This window comes from Rodentibacter trehalosifermentans (assembly GCF_002000545.1).
Taxonomy (GTDB): domain Bacteria; phylum Pseudomonadota; class Gammaproteobacteria; order Enterobacterales; family Pasteurellaceae; genus Rodentibacter; species Rodentibacter trehalosifermentans.
Genome location: NZ_MLHL01000015.1, coordinates 138,937 through 155,569, shown reverse-complemented (window position 1 = coordinate 155,569; position 16,633 = coordinate 138,937). Strand labels below are relative to the sequence as shown.

Sequence of the window (16,633 nt, the reverse complement as noted above, 5' to 3'; positions counted from 1 at the left end):
TTTCCTCCAATAATAAAGCGTTAATGAACTTGAGTTATGCCGATATTTTGCCCAAATTGGCGTTTCATTGCCGTACGTTTTGTTCGGTCAATCACTTCACCGGCAAGTTGTCCGCAAGCCGCATCAATATCATCGCCACGGGTTTTGCGTACAATCACTGTAAAACCATATTCCATCAGTGTTTTTTGAAAACGATCAATACGACTATTGGAACTTTTCGCATAAGGTGCTTGCGGGAACGGATTCCACGGAATTAAATTTAATTTACAAGGGGTGTTTTTCAATACTTCCGCAAGCTGATGAGCATGTTCCACCCCATCATTAACATGATCCAGCATGACATATTCAATCGTCACTTTGCCGTGATTGGCATTGGATACGCTCAGGTAACGATTGACCGAATCAATCAGCATTTTAATGTTGTATTTTTTATTAATGGGGACAATTTCATCACGCAATTCATCATTTGGGGCATGTAAAGAAATAGCTAATGCCACATCAATCATTTTACTTAAATTATCCAATGCCGGCACGACCCCTGAGGTAGAAAGGGTCACCCGACGTTTAGATAAACCATAAGCAAAATCATCTAACATAATTTCCATTGCCGGCACCACATTGGCAACATTTAATAGCGGCTCCCCCATGCCCATCATCACTACATTAGTAATAGGGCGAACCCCCGTCATCCCAAAATTACCAAGAATTTTTGAAGCCCGCCATACTTGCCCGATAATTTCAGACACCGTCAAATTACGGTTAAACCCTTGTTGCGCCGTAGAACAAAAGGTACAGGCCAAGGCACAGCCCACCTGAGAAGACACACAAAGGGTGGCTCGATCTGCTTCCGGAATATACACGGTTTCCACCTGTTGCTCCCCCACTTGCATCGCCCATTTAATCGTTCCATCGGCAGAGCGTTGCTCTACTGCTACGTCCGGCGCTTTAATTTCAGCCACGGATTTTAGCTTTTCTCGCAATTTCTTATTAATATTCGTCATATTGTCGAAGTTATCTTCGCCAAAATGATAGATCCATTTCACCAATTGATCTGCTCGGAAAGGTTTTTCGCCCAGTTCCTGAAAAAATTCACGCATCTGTTTGCGTGTTAAATCCATTAAATTAATTTTTTTCGTTTGTTCTAACATGAAAGCCTCGTTGTTACACATTATGGCAATAAAAATTGCGGTAACTCACCACAACAAAAGCCTAGTATAAAATAGGCGGCGATTTTACCGATTTGCTAAGGGATAAGCTAGCAAATTTCAAAAAATAAAGCGATTTTTAACCGCACCTTTTACGATCCGAATCACAAAAATAAACAATACTTTGCAGAAAAGTGCGCTAGAATATTCGCCTGTTTTATTTTTCGGGATCTGCAATGTTAAAAAAACTTTTTTCTGTTTTCTGTTTTATTCCTACCTTTGCCGTGGCACAATCTTATGTGGTCTATGATTTTACACGCAATAAGGTGCTGGAAAGCCGCAGCCCCAACCATGTTCAACCCATTGCCTCCGTAACAAAATTAATGACCGCAAATGTGTTTTTAGAACATAATAAAAATCCTCGTTGCACCACCTCAATTACCAATGATGACGATGATTACATTAAAGGCACACACACGAAATTACCGAAATACACACCGATTTCATGCAATGAATTACTTAAGGCAATGCTCGTTCATTCGGATAACCAAGCGGCGCATGCCCTTGCACGTTCTGCCGGAATGAGCCGACTTCAATTTATTCAGAAAATGAATGAAAAGGCAAAACAGTTAGGAATGCGTTCTACCCGTTTCGCTGACAGCTCCGGCTTATCGAATAGCAATATTTCAAGTGCCATGGACTTGGTGAAATTGGCGAAATATTCAATGAATAAACCCCAAATTAAAGCGTTCTCAAATATGTCAAGTGCTTATATTCAAGCGGGTGGGCGCAGTGTCTTTGTGAAAAATACCAATAAACTAGTGCGGGAAAACGTGTTTGACGCAAGCATTAATAAAACCGGCTATATCCGTGAATCAGGCTATAACTTGGTTTTTATTAATAAGCATCCTTGTCGAAATTCTACCATTGGTGTGATTAGTTTAAATAACAGTAGCTCGCAATTTAGAACCAATTTCACCAAAGCCAAACTCGAAGCATACGGTTGTACAGCAGGTCATCGCTTGCATAACTTTACCAAAGAAGAGGCCCAATATGAGGAAGGTTACGATGAGGAAGGGCTTTCTAATCTTATTGAACAACTTTCCAAATAACCTTGAATGATCTACTTCAAAAAAATTAGCTCTTCTATGGGCTAACTAGTTATTCTGATAAGGCTATAGTATGACATACTAAATAAAAAATATGTTTATGTTTCTAATATTAACTACTCTTTTATACTATAGTCTGACAAACATTAAAAACTATTTTTTCTTCAATGGAAAAACCCAAACATTTCTGTCAAGCTTATCTTCGCCTTTTTGTTTTGCTTGATAAGGTTCACCCACTAAATAGACCTGTCCCATATAAGTGTATTCTTTGTGCTTAAATACTTCAAAAAGATGGACTTCAACACCATTTGTTCTTGATGCAGCTAATGTTTTATTTTGCTGAAAATCAAGACTTTGATCTCCATTTTTCCCCATTCCTGTGTAATGTAGTATTCCATCTTTCCAGCAATCATCATAAAGATGTTTAGTGTGATCAAAAATAATCACTAAAGAATTGGTTCTATGTGAACGACGCATTCCACCACTATTCGCACATTTGAAAATGTCCATTAGTTCTTGATTTGTTAAAATTGTATTAATTTTTAATTTCATCATTTGTAAAATCCTCAATAATTTTCATTGTAATAGAATTTTTCTTCTGAAATAAGTTAATAACTAATTATAGTTTATCCGGCTCATATTTTTATATGGTATGATATGGTATGATATGGTATGATATGATATGATATGATATGATAAATTCAGTCTATCAGAAAAAATATAACAATAAAAGTTAGTTAATCGAATTGAGATTGTTTAGGTAAGAATGAATAACCTCTAAAAAGGTAAATTTATTTAGATAAAATATTGAGTTCTTTTTTTATTCACTTATAAAACCCACCATACTATTTTATTCTAATTTTCTAGTTGGAAATCCCCACCTGAAAAATAGGATTTTCTGAAATTTTTTCCGTAATTAAAATATCTTTTTTCATTTAAAAGCTACATCAACTATTTTCATAGATTTCTTAAAAATAAAGCAGGCAAAAATGCCTGCTTTTTATAATATGCGAATTACAACGTTTCTATGGCTTTATATTGCTCACGGATTTTTTCTAATCCTGACTGATATTCAGCCATTTTCTCACGTTCTTTGGCAATCACCGCTTCCGGAGCTTTGGCAACAAAGGCTTCGTTGCCGAGTTTGCTTTCAATGCGTTTAACTTCGTTTTGATATTTTTCGATCTCTTTGGTTAAACGGGCAAGCTCGGTTTCTTTGTTGATAAAACCTGCCATTGGCACAAGAAGTTCCGTATTACCTACAAGTTTTGCCACGGCTAGCGGCGCATTTTCCCCTTCAGCCAACACCCGTGAATCATCAAGTTTCGCCATGGCGCATAAAAGTGCGGTTTGTTTTTCAAGAATTTTTTGTTCTGTCACATCAATATTACGGAACAATAAATCTAATCCTTTACTTGGTGCGATATTACATTCTGCCCGAATATTACGTACTGCCACAATCACTTCTTTTAACCAATCGATTTCACGCTCGGCTTCATCATCAAAGGCATTTTCATCCACCGTTGGGAATGGTTGCAACATAATGCTATCCGCTTCAATGCCGACAAAACCTTTCACTTTTTGCCAAATTTCTTCCGTGATAAACGGAATCAATGGGTGTGCTAAACGCAATAATTGCTCTAACACACGCACCAGGGTTTGGCTTGCCGCACGAATTTGTGCCGGCGTACCGTTTGCAAATACCGGTTTGGTTAATTCTAAATACCAGTCACAGAATTGGTTCCAGGTAAATTCGTAAATCGCATTGGCGGCTAAATCAAAACGATACTGGCTTAATGCTTCACGGAAATCACCCACGGTGCGGTTAAAACAAGATTCAATCCAACGATCCGCCACGGAAAACTCAATTTCCCCTTCGCTTAAATCCAATTTTTCATTGGTTAATACAAAACGGCTGGCATTCCACAGTTTATTACAGAAATTACGATAACCCTCAAGGCGTTTCATATCCCAGTTAATATCACGACCATTGCTGGCAAGCGCCGCAAGGGTGAAACGCAACGCATCCGTACCATGTGCCGCAATGCCTTCGGCAAATTCTTTACGGGTGGCTTTGGCAATTTTTTCCGCTAATTGCGGTTGCATCATATTGCCTGTGCGTTTTTCCAGTAAATCTTCAAGGCTGATACCGTCAATCATATCAATCGGGTCAAGTACATTACCTTTCGATTTCGACATTTTCTGCCCTTGTTCATCACGGATCAAGCCCGTAACGTAAACGGTTTTGAACGGTACTTGCGGTTTGCCATTTTCATCTTTGATGAAGTGCATGGTGAACATAATCATGCGCGCCACCCAGAAGAAAATGATGTCAAATCCGGTGATTAATACATCCGTCGGGTGGAACATTTTCAATTCTTTAGTTTGTTCCGGCCAACCCAGTGTAGAGAATGTCCACAAACCGGAGGAAAACCACGTATCCAATACATCTTCATCTTGTTTTAAGGCTAAATCCGCAGGTAAGTTGTATTTTGTGCGAACCTCTTGCTCGTTGCGTGCAACGTAGATATTGCCCGCTGCGTCATACCATGCCGGAATACGATGACCCCACCAAAGTTGGCGTGAAATACACCAGTCTTGGATATCCCGCATCCAAGAGAAATACAGGTTTTCATACTGTTTCGGTACAAATTGGATTTCACCGTCTTCCACCGCTTTCGTTGCCACTTCAGCTAGCGGTTTAACACTCACATACCATTGATCTGTCAGCATTGGCTCAATCGGCACACCGCCACGGTCGCCATAAGGCACTTTGAGATCGTGCGGTTTAATTTCTTCCAACAGCCCCATTGCCTCAAAATCCGCAACGATTTTCTTACGGGCTACAAAACGCTCTAAACCACGGTAATCTTCAGGGATAAGTGCGGTGTAATTTTCCAAAGGTTTATTGTTATAGCCAATGACTTCCGCTTCATCACGAATATCCGCATTGAGCGTCAACACATTCACCAACGGTAAATTATGACGTTTCCCCACTTCATAGTCGTTAAAATCGTGGGCAGGGGTGATTTTTACCACACCGGTACCAAATTCACGATCCACATACTCATCTGCTACAATCGGAATTTCACGGTTAGCGAGTGGAAGCATCACGGTTTTACCAATTAATGATTGGTAACGTTCATCTTCCGGATGAACTGCCACCGCCGTATCGCCCAACATGGTTTCAGGACGGGTGGTCGCCACCACCAAATAATCTTTACCATCCGCTGTTTTTACACCATTGGTGAGTGGATAACGGAAATGCCAAAGTGATCCTTTGCTTTCTTTGTTTTCCACTTCAAGATCAGAAATCGCTGTGTGCAATTTAGGATCCCAATTTACCAAGCGTTTACCACGATAAATCAAGCCTTCTTCGTGTAATCGAACAAACACTTCTTTTACGGCATTGGACAAACCCTCGTCCATGGTGAAACGCTCACGATCCCAGTCGATTGAGTTCCCCAAACGGCGCATTTGTTGGCTAATCGTACCGCCTGAATAGGCTTTCCAATCCCAAATTTTGTTGATAAAGGCTTCACGCCCGTAATCATGGCGGGTTTTGCCCTCTTCCGCCGCAATTTTACGCTCGACCACCATCTGCGTTGCAATGCCTGCGTGGTCTGTGCCCGCTTGCCATAGGGTGTTATGTCCTTCCATACGATGAAAACGAATCAGCGTATCCATCAAGGTTTGCTGGAAGGCATGCCCCATATGCAAACTCCCCGTCACATTCGGCGGCGGAATGGCAATACAATAACTCGGCACATTCGGATTTTCACTCGGTTTAAAATACCCTTTCTCTTCCCAGTGTTGATAAAGGGTTTGTTCTACCGCAGACGGATTAAAACGGTCTGCCATTTGGAGGTTTTGTGTCATTGTTTTCTCTTTTTATTGGACTTAATATGGTAGTTTTTGTCTAAGCTTTGATAATTCGTCTTGAACGTATTTTAAATCATGTTTACACTGTTCAACTAGCTCCTTTGGTTTGGGCAATATCCAAGAGTGGCATTCTCTATATTTTTCTTCTTTAACTTCTAGTTTTTTAATTTCTTTATTTATATTAGCAAGCTTGTTAAGTTCAGATGATAAATAACGATTTCTATTTACTAGATCATTATTCTTCTTGATGATTTCTTCATTTTCTTTTCTAATCTGACTTAAATTTGCCAGTTCTCTTTCTTTAATCTTCAAATCATTTTCTAATTTTGTTATTTTCTCACTTGATTTCTTAGATCGCTCTAAGAGAATATTTATTCTATTATCAATATCATCATATTGCGTTAATTTACTTTTTAAGCTATCGTTTTCTTGAGTTTTTAAATCAAATTCTTTCTTAAGAGAGTTTAAATTATGGGTTAATTCGTCTTCTTTCTTTTCATATAAATTTATTTTTTGCTCTAAAGCATCATTCTTACTTATCAGAAATTATAACTTTCGTAAAAGCAAAGGTTGCAGAACCAACTATAATAGCCGTTGTAACACAAAATCCTAATATATAAAGAATTACATTTTCTTCAACTTTTTGTTTTAAAGTTTTATTTTTATTATTTGGTGTTTTCATATCAAATATATTCCTTTATTGGCTTTCTAATAATAATCGTAAATTGCCTTACTGCTCTATATTTTCAATTACTAATTTTAGCCCCTAACAATAAAAGCTCATCTAACAACATTCTACACCACCCCACCAACTCATCAGCAATTTGAGTAATCTGCTGATTTTGAATATGAAAAATAACTTCGGGAGCTTCAGCAGAGTTATCATAAATGAACGCCTCATCACAAAATGAAAGTGCGGTAATTAAGTTTTTTCGACTAATTTCAAAACGATGGCGGATTGTTTGTTCATCAATAAAATGACCGCCTTCTTGTACTCTTGCTTTTACACGTTTTACGTTAATATCAGGATCATTGACTCCAATATAATTTAACCGAACATAAAAGCCTTTTCCTTTAGCTTGTTTCATTCGATTTAAAATGGATTTTCCCGAAAGTGTCGATTCCATTGAAAAAGAAATTTGATTTTTTATGGCAAATCTAAATAATTCAACCGCTTTCCTACCGGCTTCAATATCCGCTAAACGAGGATTTTCAGGATTAATTTCCATTGCAATATGATCAGAGTCAATCACAATTTGCACAGAATCTTTATTAAACCCTCGCAATGTTGTTTTTCCCGAACCATTTGTACCGCAGTAAAAAATAGCCAAATTATTTTGTCGCATATTTGATTATTTTTTCCGTACCGTCTGGATAATGTTCAACAATATTGCCATTTGGTCGCATAAATGTTAGCACTTCACGCTTTTTCTTATCTTCCATCCAGGCTTTGAAAACAATATGCAACTGGCGCTGCTTTTCTAAAATTTCTTCCTTTGTCATTCCACCACTCCTTTATTGATTCAACCGAATCTCACCTTTCACACGTTTAATTTCGGATAACAAACGGCGTTCTTCTTGGCGGCAGAAACTATTTTCGCCTAATGTTGCGGCTTCGGCGGTGCAACGAATTTGTTGGTATTGGGATTCAAGCACTTTCAATAAGGCTTTTTGCTCTTTTAAATAACGATTTTCTGTTTTTTTGCGCATTTTTGCCGAAGGACGTTCGGATTTTCCCGCTGTGACATTTTCCTTAAGATTTGGAGAAATATTTGATTTTTCAACCGCACTTTCTATGTTCTCTTTACTGTTGTTCTCTGTCTTTTCAATGGCAGTTTTCACATCCTCGTTTTGAGAGGCGGCGGAAACCGTTTCATCCTTTGTCGGCTCAGGAAGTATCACTTTTTCCGGCATTGGCTCAGCCTTATTTTCGGAAAGTGCGGTCATTTTTTCAGGTGTTTTTGCCTCTTGGTTATCACAAGCCGTTAAGGTTAAAACACTGCAGCCCATTAAAAGCGATAAAGCAAATTTCATTGTCGATTTCATATTGACTCCATAAGGTTTTATTTTAAAGTTATGCATTTTCGGTGGATAATTGCCAGCCTTGCATACGCAGTTGTTTATAACGTTCCCGCGCTTGTGCTTTTGGCGTTTCTTCCACCGGTACAAAATCAATCAATTGAGTGAAACTATGGCTAAATTCCGGCACGGTTTGTTGCAAATTAATGAGCAGATCCCGTTGCTGTGCATTGCGTTTTCCTTTCCAGGAAATTTCAATCGGCGTGGGATATTGGGTGGCTTCCCCCGATAAATTATGGGGGACAAATTCTTCGACTTCCCGTTGCCAAAGTGCCTCATCAATATCTAAGGCTTGCTGCTCCGTTTCACAAGCAATCAGAACCCGTTTACCTAATCGCCAAGCGGAAGCCGCCAAATTGCACGCAAGCTGTTCAACACTCAACGGGGTTTGCTCTGTTAAAATGTAAAACTGCGCATTTTTTACCATTTTCATCTCAATTTTACTCAGCTGTAAACTGGGAAATTCTACCGAAAAATAGGGAAAAAATAAATGGTTAAATCATGCCTTAAGCCAATGAAAAAACAGCAATTAAAACCGACCGCACTTTTTTATGATCTAAATCACAAAAGTGATTTTTCGTCTTTTTGTTACATTCCATTCATACCTCTGAAGTGTTAAAATTGAGCCGTTTTTTTAGTTTCATCTTATTGAATAGGAGTATCATAATGGCATTTCGCATTGAAAAAGACACCATGGGTGAAGTTCAGGTTCCTGCCGATAAATATTGGGCTGCACAGACTGAACGCTCACGCAATAACTTTAAAATTGGGCCTGAAGCCTCAATGCCGGCTGAAATTATCGAAGCCTTTGGTTATTTGAAAAAAGCCGCTGCCTTTGCCAACCATGATCTCGGTGTATTGACCGCAGAAAAAAGAGATTTGATCGCCCAAGCCTGCGATGAAATTTTGGCAAACAAGCTAGATGATCAATTTCCGCTTGTCATTTGGCAAACCGGCTCAGGCACACAATCGAATATGAATGTAAATGAAGTCATCGCCAATCGTGCCCATGTGTTAAATGGCGGAAAATTAGGGGAAAAATCCGTCATTCACCCAAACGATGATGTGAATAAATCCCAATCTTCTAATGATACTTTCCCAACGGCAATGCACATTGCCGCCTATAAAAAAGTGGTGGAACACACCATCCCTTGTGTTGAACGTTTACAAAAAACTTTCGCAGCAAAATCTGAGGCGTTCAAAGATGTGGTGAAAATTGGTCGCACCCATTTAATGGATGCCACTCCCTTAACTTTAGGGCAAGAGTTTTCTGCCTATGCCACACAATTAGATTTCGGCTTGCGTGCATTAAAAAATACCCTGCCTCATTTAAGCCAATTAGCCCTTGGCGGCACGGCGGTGGGAACCGGATTAAACACGCCGAAAGGCTATGATGTCAAAGTAGCAGACTACATTGCCAAATTTACCGGTCTACCATTTGTCACCGCAGACAATAAATTTGAGGCGCTCGCCGCACACGATGCAATTCTGGAAACTCACGGTGCATTACGCCAACTTGCCATGAGTTTATTCAAAATTGCCAATGACATTCGTTTATTGGCCTCCGGCCCACGTTCCGGTATCGGTGAAATTTTAATCCCCGAAAATGAACCGGGCTCTTCCATTATGCCGGGTAAAGTGAACCCAACCCAATGTGAAGCCATGACAATGGTTTGTGCACAAGTCTTTGGTAACGACACCACCATTGCCTTTGTGGGCTCACAAGGTCATTTCCAATTAAACGTGTTTAACCCGGTAATGATTGCCAACTTCTTGCAATCGGCACAATTATTAGGTGATGCTTGCGTCTCCTTTGATGAACATTGTGCTGTCGGCATTGAACCGAATTATCCACGCATTAAACAGCAGCTTGAAAATTCATTGATGTTGGTCACCGCACTAAATACCCATATCGGTTATGAAAATGCGGCGAAAATTGCGAAAACCGCCCATAAAAACGGCACCACTTTACGCGAAGAAGCCATTAATCTTGGCTTGGTTTCCCCAGAAGATTTCGATAAATGGGTACGCCCTGAAGATATGGTCGGCAGTTTAAAATAAACTTCCCCATAAAATAACGGTCAAAGGCGGGTAATTCACTCGCCTTTTATTTTTAGTTTCAGGCGTTTTTGCTATAATCCGCACCTAATCGAACCGTGAAAGAAGACTATGAAAATGAAATCGCTTTTCGTCACAATTTTAGCTTTATTTTCAACCGCACTTTCTGCCCATTGGCAGCCTGTCGGTCATGCTGAATATACTTGGGGGCCTTTCCATGTATATAGTGTTGGGCTTTTTTCTGAAACCGGTTCATACCAAGCAAACCAATACCCATTGATGTTTTCTATCAAATATGAAAAACCCATTGAAGGCAAAAACTTCGCCATCACCCTCATCAAAGAAATGGAAGCCCAGCAACTCAGCACAGATGATACAACCGCTTGGTTGAAAAAAATGCAGGAAATTTTCCCTGATTTTTCACCCAATGATCTTTTAAATTTCGTGGCATTAGAAAATAAAGGTTATTTTATTGCTAACGATACGGTTTTAAATCATGAATTTGATGCCAAATTCACTCGGGCATTTATTGATATTTGGCTTTCGCCAAAAAGTAGCTTTGTGAAATTGCAGCCGAAATTATTAGGAAAGGAAAAAGACACGCAAGATCATCAAGAGTTTCGATATCAGCCTGCAAGCGACCCCTTTGATGAAGAAAATGCGATGCCTGAATTACCACCAAACTACGATCCGCAAAATAATTTAAACGGATAAAAAGGCGGCGTTCGCCTTTTTATTGTTGCAGTTGCACCATTTTCTCTAAATATAAAATCATCTGTAATGCAATATCCACACCACTGGTTTTTTCAATCATTTCCAGCCCCGGGCTGGCATTGACTTCTAATACCAATAAACCGCTTTTAGCACGGATAAGATCCACCCCAGAAACGGCAAGCCCCAACGCTTTTGTTGCCTTCACCGCTAACTGTTTTTCTTCCTCGGTTAAAAAAATGGGTTGTGCACGGCCTCCACGATGAAAATTCGCCCGAAACTCCCCTTCTTGCCCAATACGCTGCATACTTGCCACCACGTTATTGCCAATCACAAAACAGCGAATATCTACACCTGCAGCTTCCTTAACAAAATCCTGCAACATCACCGGCACATTGGCTTGAGTCAAGGTTTCCAAAATACTCACTGCACTTTGTGGTTTTTCCGCCAACATCACGCCAATGCCTTGAGAACCCTTTAGGGTTTTGATAATCAAGGGGAAATCCATTTTTTGAAGTGCTGTTTTAGGGGCGACTTCCACCCCAAATAACTGACTATTCGGCACGCTAATCCCCTCTTTTCGCAAAATTTGTAAACTTTGCCATTTATCACGCGCCATTAAAAATGCCTCTCCTTGATTCAAACAATAAACTCCTTTTGCTTGAAAATGGCGTAATACCGCACACCCCATTTTGGTACTTAACGTACCAAAACGCGGTAACACCGCATCATAATCAGGTAAAAGATAAGCCTCTCCGTCCTTTGGCTGATAATAAAGTTCAAAGTGCGGTGCATTTTCCGTGAGTTTTAAAAGACAACGATTCGGATCCAAAATATCCATTTCATGCTCACATTGTGTTGCGGCCTCTTTTAAACGTTGGCAACTATATAAACGGGGTTCACGACAAAGCATTAATAATTTCATAGAAAAATTCCAAACTAAAAAAGCGCAATGCATTATACCAATCGGCACGATCCTGAAAAACGGTTTATGAACAAACAAAAAAAGAGTAGAATCACACAGCGTTAACATTATCAGGAGAAATTTATGTTTGTTGAAATATTTGGCCGTGCCGGTTGCCCTTTTTGTGTCCGCGCTAAAAACCTTGCTGAAGAATTAAAAAGCGAGATAGCCGATTTTGATTACCGTTATGTGGATATCAACGAGGAAGGCATGACAAAAGAGGATTTATCCCAATTAGTCGGAAAACCCGTTCAAACCGTTCCACAAATCTTCATTGATAAAAAGCCTGTTGGCGGTTGTACTGATTTTGAAGCATTAATGAAAGAACAATTTGCTGGAGTGGCGTAATTAACTAATCATATTTAAATATTCGTAAAAGTGCGGTCAATTTTTGAAGTGTTTAAAACCTAAAATTGATCTACACTTCAAAAAAAGTTTGACTTCACTTCATTTGAAGGCTAAGTTCTGTACTATACAGGACTTAGCCTTTCTATTTTCACTTGAAAGAACAGGCAATATCATAAAGTTTCCCTTTGATTTAGAAACGCATCAGCATTAAATCTATCTTTCATATTCTAAATATATAAAACTAAAAGTTATTTAGAATGAGTTATATTTTTGTAAAGATATTGTTATTTAATATGTATAAGGATTATACTTAGCCTTAGTTGAGGAAAATTTATCCTCAATAAATCTCTAACTCAAATCTATGAGGTGACATTATGCAATACAACGTAGCTACCGTTAATGGTCAAGCCATTACACTCAATCAAGACGGCTCCCTCAATGTATCCAATCATCCAATTATTCCATTTATTGAAGGCGATGGCATCGGTGTAGATGTGACACCTGCAATGCGTTTAGTCATTGATGCTGCGGTATCAAAAGCTTATGGTAAAACGCGTAAAATTGACTGGTTAGAAATTTATGCCGGAGAAAAAGCCAATCAAATTTATGGTGAGAATACTTGGTTGCCAAAGGAAACATTAAATGCCATTAAGCAATATCACGTTGCGATTAAAGGTCCGTTGATGACACCGGTGGGCGGAGGCATTCGTTCATTAAATGTCGCTATGCGACAAGAATTAGATTTGTATAGCTGTTTGCGTCCAGTTCGTTATTATGATGGTACACCAAGCCCAGTGAAGCACCCGGAATTCGTTGATATGGTTATTTTCCGTGAAAATTCGGAAGATATTTATGCCGGTGTGGAATGGCAAGCAGGCTCGGCAGAAGCGAATAAAGTCATTGCATTTTTACATAATGAAATGGGAGTGAAAAAAATTCGTTTCACAGAACAATGCGGCATTGGCATTAAACCGGTATCGAAAGAGGGTACGCAACGCTTAGTTCGTTCGGCATTACAATATGTGATTGATAATGATCGTCGTTCACTCACTTTGGTGCATAAAGGCAATATTATGAAATTTACCGAGGGAGCATTTAAAGAATGGGGGTATCAAGTCGCACAAGAATTTGGTGCTGAAATAATTGATAACGGTCCTTGGCACAAACTGAAAAACCCGAAAACCGGACGGGAAATTATCATAAAAGATTGTATTGCTGATGCATTTTTACAGGAGGTGCTGTTACACCCTAAAGATTACGATGTGATTGCAACCTTAAATCTGAACGGAGACTATATCTCTGATGCACTGGCTGCTCAAGTTGGCGGTATCGGTATTTCACCTGGTGCCAATATTGGCGTAGAAGCAGCGATTTTCGAAGCCACTCATGGTACAGCACCCAAAATTGCAGGGCAAAATAAGGCTAACCCAAGCTCAATTATTTTAAGTGGCGAAATGATGTTGCGTCATCTAGGTTGGACGGAAGCAGCAGATTTAGTCGTCAAAGCCGTAGCGAAAACCATTGCGAATAAAACCGTAACCTTGGATTTAGCCGAAACTTTAGAGAATGCGAAATTGCGTTCTACCGCAGAGTTTGCCCAAGACATTGTGAGTAATATGTAAAAATAATCAATTTTTTATTATTTTTTCCATAATAAATTTGCTGAATCTTTACTCACCACTTTCTATTATTTTTCATTCAGACGGAGATCGCCTATGTCGTTTTTAACTGAATACCAAACCCACGTTAACCAACGGGCAGCTCAAGGTATTGCGCCCCTTCCGCTCAATGCTCAACAAACAGCCGAATTAATCGAGCTACTAAAAAAACCACCTCAGGAAAATCAAGATCTATTAGTTGAATTATTTGAAAGCCGCATTCCCACAGGCGTTGATGAAGCCGCCTATGTAAAAGCGGCTTTTTTAGCAGATTTAGTTAAGGGAAAAACCCAATCACCGTTGATTTCACCTCAAAAAGCGGTGCAATTATTAGGTACTATGCAGGGAGGCTATAATATTGAGCCATTACTCACTGCACTCGAAATTAACGAACTCGCACCATTAGCAGCAAAGGCTTTATCTCACACCTTATTAATGTTTGATAACTTCTACGATGTTGCTCAAAAAGTCAAACAGGACAATCCTTATGCCAAGCAGGTTTTACAATCTTGGGCAGATGCCGAATGGTTTCTATCCAGACCTCAACCGGCTAAAAAATTAACTTATACCGTATTTAAAGTCTCCGGTGAAACAAATACAGATGATCTTTCACCGGCACAAGATGCATGGTCACGCCCCGATATACCATTACACGCATTAACAATGTTAAAAAACCCAAGAGAAGGAATTGAACCTGATGAAGCCGGTGTTATTGGTCCAATGAAACAAATTGAAAATCTAAAACAAAAAGGTTTCCCATTGGTCTACGTAGGTGATGTTGTCGGCACGGGTTCCTCACGAAAATCCGCTACTAATTCGGTATTATGGTTAATGGGCGAGAATATGCCTTATATACCCAATAAACGTACTGGTGGTGTCGTTCTTGGCGGAAAAATTGCCCCAATTTTCTTTAATACTATGGAAGATGCCGGTGCGTTGCCCATTGAGCTTGATGTAAGTGAACTTAATATGGGAGATGTGATCGATATTTACCCTTATGAAGGTAAAGTATGCAAGCATAATACCGATGAAATTTTATCCACATTTCAGCTTAAAACAAATATATTGCTTGATGAAGTACGAGCAGGTGGGCGTATTCCATTGATTATCGGACGGGGCTTAACTCACAAGGCCCGAGTAGAGCTAGGTCTACCGGAAAGTGATGTTTTTGCAAAACCACAAGTCTCTAACGAAAATAATAAAGGTTTTACACTGGCTCAAAAAATTGTGGGGCGAGCTTGTGGTGTAGAAGGCATTCGAGCCGGACAATATTGCGAACCAAGAATGACAAGTGTAGGGTCACAAGACACAACAGGACCAATGACCCGTGACGAATTAAAAGATTTAGCTTGTTTGGGTTTCTCTGCGGATCTCGTGATGCAATCCTTCTGTCATACTGCCGCCTATCCCAAACCGGTTGATGTAATCACGCATCATTCCTTACCAGATTTTATTATGAATCGTGGTGGCGTTTCATTACGCCCCGGAGATGGCGTGATCCATTCTTGGTTAAATCGAATGTTATTGCCGGATACAGTCGGTACTGGAGGTGATTCCCATACCCGTTTTCCAATTGGTATTTCCTTTCCGGCAGGCTCTGGTTTGGTAGCATTTGCAGCTGCGACAGGTGTTATGCCATTAGATATGCCAGAATCTGTCCTCGTTCGTTTCACAGGAACAATGCAACCGGGTATTACACTGCGGGATTTAGTCCACGCTATCCCTTATTACGCTATCCAACAAGGCCTCCTCACAGTGGAAAAAGCCGGTAAGAAAAATATTTTCTCTGGGAAAATCCTCGAAATTGAAGGGTTAGAATATCTAAAAGTAGAACAAGCCTTTGAAATTTCTGATGCCTCTGCAGAGCGTTCTGCGGCTGCTTGTAGTATCAAGCTCAATAAAGAACCTATCATCGAATACCTCAATTCTAATATTGTGCTACTGAAATGGATGATCGCCGAAGGTTATGGCGATAAAACTACGCTTGAACGCAGAATTAAAGCAATGCAAGATTGGCTTGCGAATCCACAATTATTGGAAGCGGATAAAGATGCGGAATATGCTGCCATACTTGAAATTAACCTCAACGATATTAAAGAACCGATTGTGTGTGCACCAAATGATCCCGATGATGCCCGCTTACTATCAGAGGTACAGGGCGATAAAGTCGATGAAGTCTTTATTGGATCTTGTATGACAAATATCGGACATTTCCGTGCCGTCGGTAAATTACTCAATCAACACCAAGGAATGATCCCAACCCGCCTATGGATTGCCCCCCCTACTAAAATGGATGCACATCTATTAAGTGATGAAGGTTATTACAGTATTTATGGTAAAAGCGGAGCCCGCATTGAAGTTCCGGGCTGTTCACTGTGTATGGGCAACCAAGCTCGAGTGGCAGATGGTGCAACCGTAGTTTCCACATCCACTCGTAACTTCCCGAATCGCATGGGCAAAGGGGCATTCGTCTATCTCGCCTCAGCAGAGCTTTCAGCAATCTGTGCTTTACTGGGTCGCATTCCGACACCGGAAGAATATTTGCAATATGTGCAAAGTCTTGAAACGGATAAAGACGATACCTATCGCTATATGAATTTTGATCAAATCAACGGCTATTTCAACAAAGCTGAAGGTTTGATTTTTCAAGCCGCAGTATAGCGCAAACACAAACAAAGG

At 39.8% G+C, this 16,633-nt stretch carries 16 protein-coding genes; 6 read left to right on the top strand and 10 right to left on the bottom strand.

What is annotated here, in order from left to right; all coding sequences use genetic code 11:
• Nucleotides 1-20: 20 nt before the first annotated feature.
• Nucleotides 21-1,169 (bottom strand): dual-specificity RNA methyltransferase RlmN, encoded by a 1,149-nt coding sequence (gene rlmN / locus BKK52_RS03640; protein WP_077477935.1) that lies wholly within the window; start codon nucleotides 1,167-1,169, stop codon nucleotides 21-23.
• 212 nt (nucleotides 1,170-1,381) lie between these two features.
• Between rlmN and BKK52_RS03635 the strand changes: the two genes are divergently transcribed.
• Nucleotides 1,382-2,257 carry a D-alanyl-D-alanine carboxypeptidase family protein gene (locus BKK52_RS03635; RefSeq protein ID WP_077477933.1) on the top strand — a complete coding sequence of 292 codons (876 nt, stop codon included), beginning with the start codon at nucleotides 1,382-1,384 and terminating at the stop codon, nucleotides 2,255-2,257.
• 150 nt (nucleotides 2,258-2,407) lie between these two features.
• On the opposite strand, the gene BKK52_RS03630 is transcribed toward BKK52_RS03635, so the two are convergent.
• The 8 genes from BKK52_RS03630 to BKK52_RS03605 form a co-directional block, all read right to left on the bottom strand.
• Nucleotides 2,408-2,809, bottom strand: coding sequence for an SRA domain-containing endonuclease (locus BKK52_RS03630; RefSeq protein ID WP_244160213.1), 402 nt, complete (start codon nucleotides 2,807-2,809; stop codon nucleotides 2,408-2,410).
• A 459-nt stretch (nucleotides 2,810-3,268) separates the two neighbouring features.
• A complete protein-coding gene (locus BKK52_RS03625) occupies nucleotides 3,269-6,133 on the bottom strand; it encodes a valine--tRNA ligase (protein WP_077477931.1) in 2,865 nt (954 codons plus the stop codon).
• Nucleotides 6,134-6,154: 21 nt separating this feature from the next.
• Entirely contained in the window at nucleotides 6,155-6,448 is a 294-nt protein-coding gene (locus tag BKK52_RS03620) for a hypothetical protein (RefSeq protein WP_077419842.1), read from the bottom strand.
• A 220-nt stretch (nucleotides 6,449-6,668) separates the two neighbouring features.
• Nucleotides 6,669-6,818 carry a hypothetical protein gene (locus BKK52_RS13500; RefSeq protein ID WP_158076036.1) on the bottom strand — a complete coding sequence of 50 codons (150 nt, stop codon included), beginning with the start codon at nucleotides 6,816-6,818 and terminating at the stop codon, nucleotides 6,669-6,671.
• Nucleotides 6,819-6,882: 64 nt separating this feature from the next.
• Nucleotides 6,883-7,482 (bottom strand): ATPase, encoded by a 600-nt coding sequence (locus tag BKK52_RS03615; protein ID WP_077419841.1) that lies wholly within the window; start codon nucleotides 7,480-7,482, stop codon nucleotides 6,883-6,885.
• Nucleotides 7,469-7,639: a hypothetical protein gene (locus tag BKK52_RS13635; RefSeq protein WP_165688446.1), complete on the bottom strand. Its 171-nt coding sequence runs from the start codon at nucleotides 7,637-7,639 to the stop codon at nucleotides 7,469-7,471. Before BKK52_RS13635 ends, BKK52_RS03615 begins: the two co-directional genes overlap by 14 nt.
• 12 nt (nucleotides 7,640-7,651) lie before the next feature.
• Nucleotides 7,652-8,182: a hypothetical protein gene (locus BKK52_RS03610; protein WP_077419840.1), complete on the bottom strand. Its 531-nt coding sequence runs from the start codon at nucleotides 8,180-8,182 to the stop codon at nucleotides 7,652-7,654.
• A gap of 28 nt (nucleotides 8,183-8,210) precedes the next feature.
• Nucleotides 8,211-8,642 carry a DNA polymerase III subunit chi gene (locus BKK52_RS03605; RefSeq protein WP_077419876.1) on the bottom strand — a complete coding sequence of 144 codons (432 nt, stop codon included), beginning with the start codon at nucleotides 8,640-8,642 and terminating at the stop codon, nucleotides 8,211-8,213.
• A 239-nt stretch (nucleotides 8,643-8,881) separates the two neighbouring features.
• Between BKK52_RS03605 and fumC the strand changes: the two genes are divergently transcribed.
• Together fumC and BKK52_RS03595 are read left to right on the top strand one after the other, a co-directional pair.
• A complete protein-coding gene (gene fumC, locus BKK52_RS03600; RefSeq protein ID WP_077477929.1) occupies nucleotides 8,882-10,276 on the top strand; it encodes a class II fumarate hydratase in 1,395 nt (464 codons plus the stop codon).
• 108 nt (nucleotides 10,277-10,384) lie between these two features.
• Nucleotides 10,385-10,987, top strand: coding sequence for a chalcone isomerase family protein (locus tag BKK52_RS03595; protein WP_077473606.1), 603 nt, complete (start codon nucleotides 10,385-10,387; stop codon nucleotides 10,985-10,987).
• Nucleotides 10,988-11,006: 19 nt separating this feature from the next.
• Here BKK52_RS03595 and BKK52_RS03590 read toward each other — a convergent pair whose 3' ends face one another.
• Complete coding sequence (locus BKK52_RS03590) at nucleotides 11,007-11,909, bottom strand: RimK family alpha-L-glutamate ligase (protein WP_077419837.1); 903 nt, start codon at nucleotides 11,907-11,909, stop codon at nucleotides 11,007-11,009.
• A gap of 123 nt (nucleotides 11,910-12,032) precedes the next feature.
• On the opposite strand from BKK52_RS03590, the gene BKK52_RS03585 reads away from it, so the two are divergent.
• The 3 genes from BKK52_RS03585 (at nucleotide 12,033) to acnB (ending at nucleotide 16,615) form a co-directional block, all read left to right on the top strand.
• The gene (locus BKK52_RS03585) at nucleotides 12,033-12,296 is read left to right on the top strand and encodes a GrxA family glutaredoxin (RefSeq protein WP_077419836.1); all 264 of its coding nucleotides are present in this window, start codon (nucleotides 12,033-12,035) and stop codon (nucleotides 12,294-12,296) included.
• Nucleotides 12,297-12,670: 374 nt separating this feature from the next.
• Nucleotides 12,671-13,918 (top strand): NADP-dependent isocitrate dehydrogenase, encoded by a 1,248-nt coding sequence (icd, locus tag BKK52_RS03580; RefSeq protein WP_077419835.1) that lies wholly within the window; start codon nucleotides 12,671-12,673, stop codon nucleotides 13,916-13,918.
• A gap of 93 nt (nucleotides 13,919-14,011) precedes the next feature.
• On the top strand, nucleotides 14,012-16,615 hold the full coding sequence (gene acnB / locus BKK52_RS03575; RefSeq protein WP_077477927.1) for a bifunctional aconitate hydratase 2/2-methylisocitrate dehydratase: 2,604 nt from the start codon (nucleotides 14,012-14,014) through the stop codon (nucleotides 16,613-16,615).
• Nucleotides 16,616-16,633 lie beyond the last annotated feature (18 nt).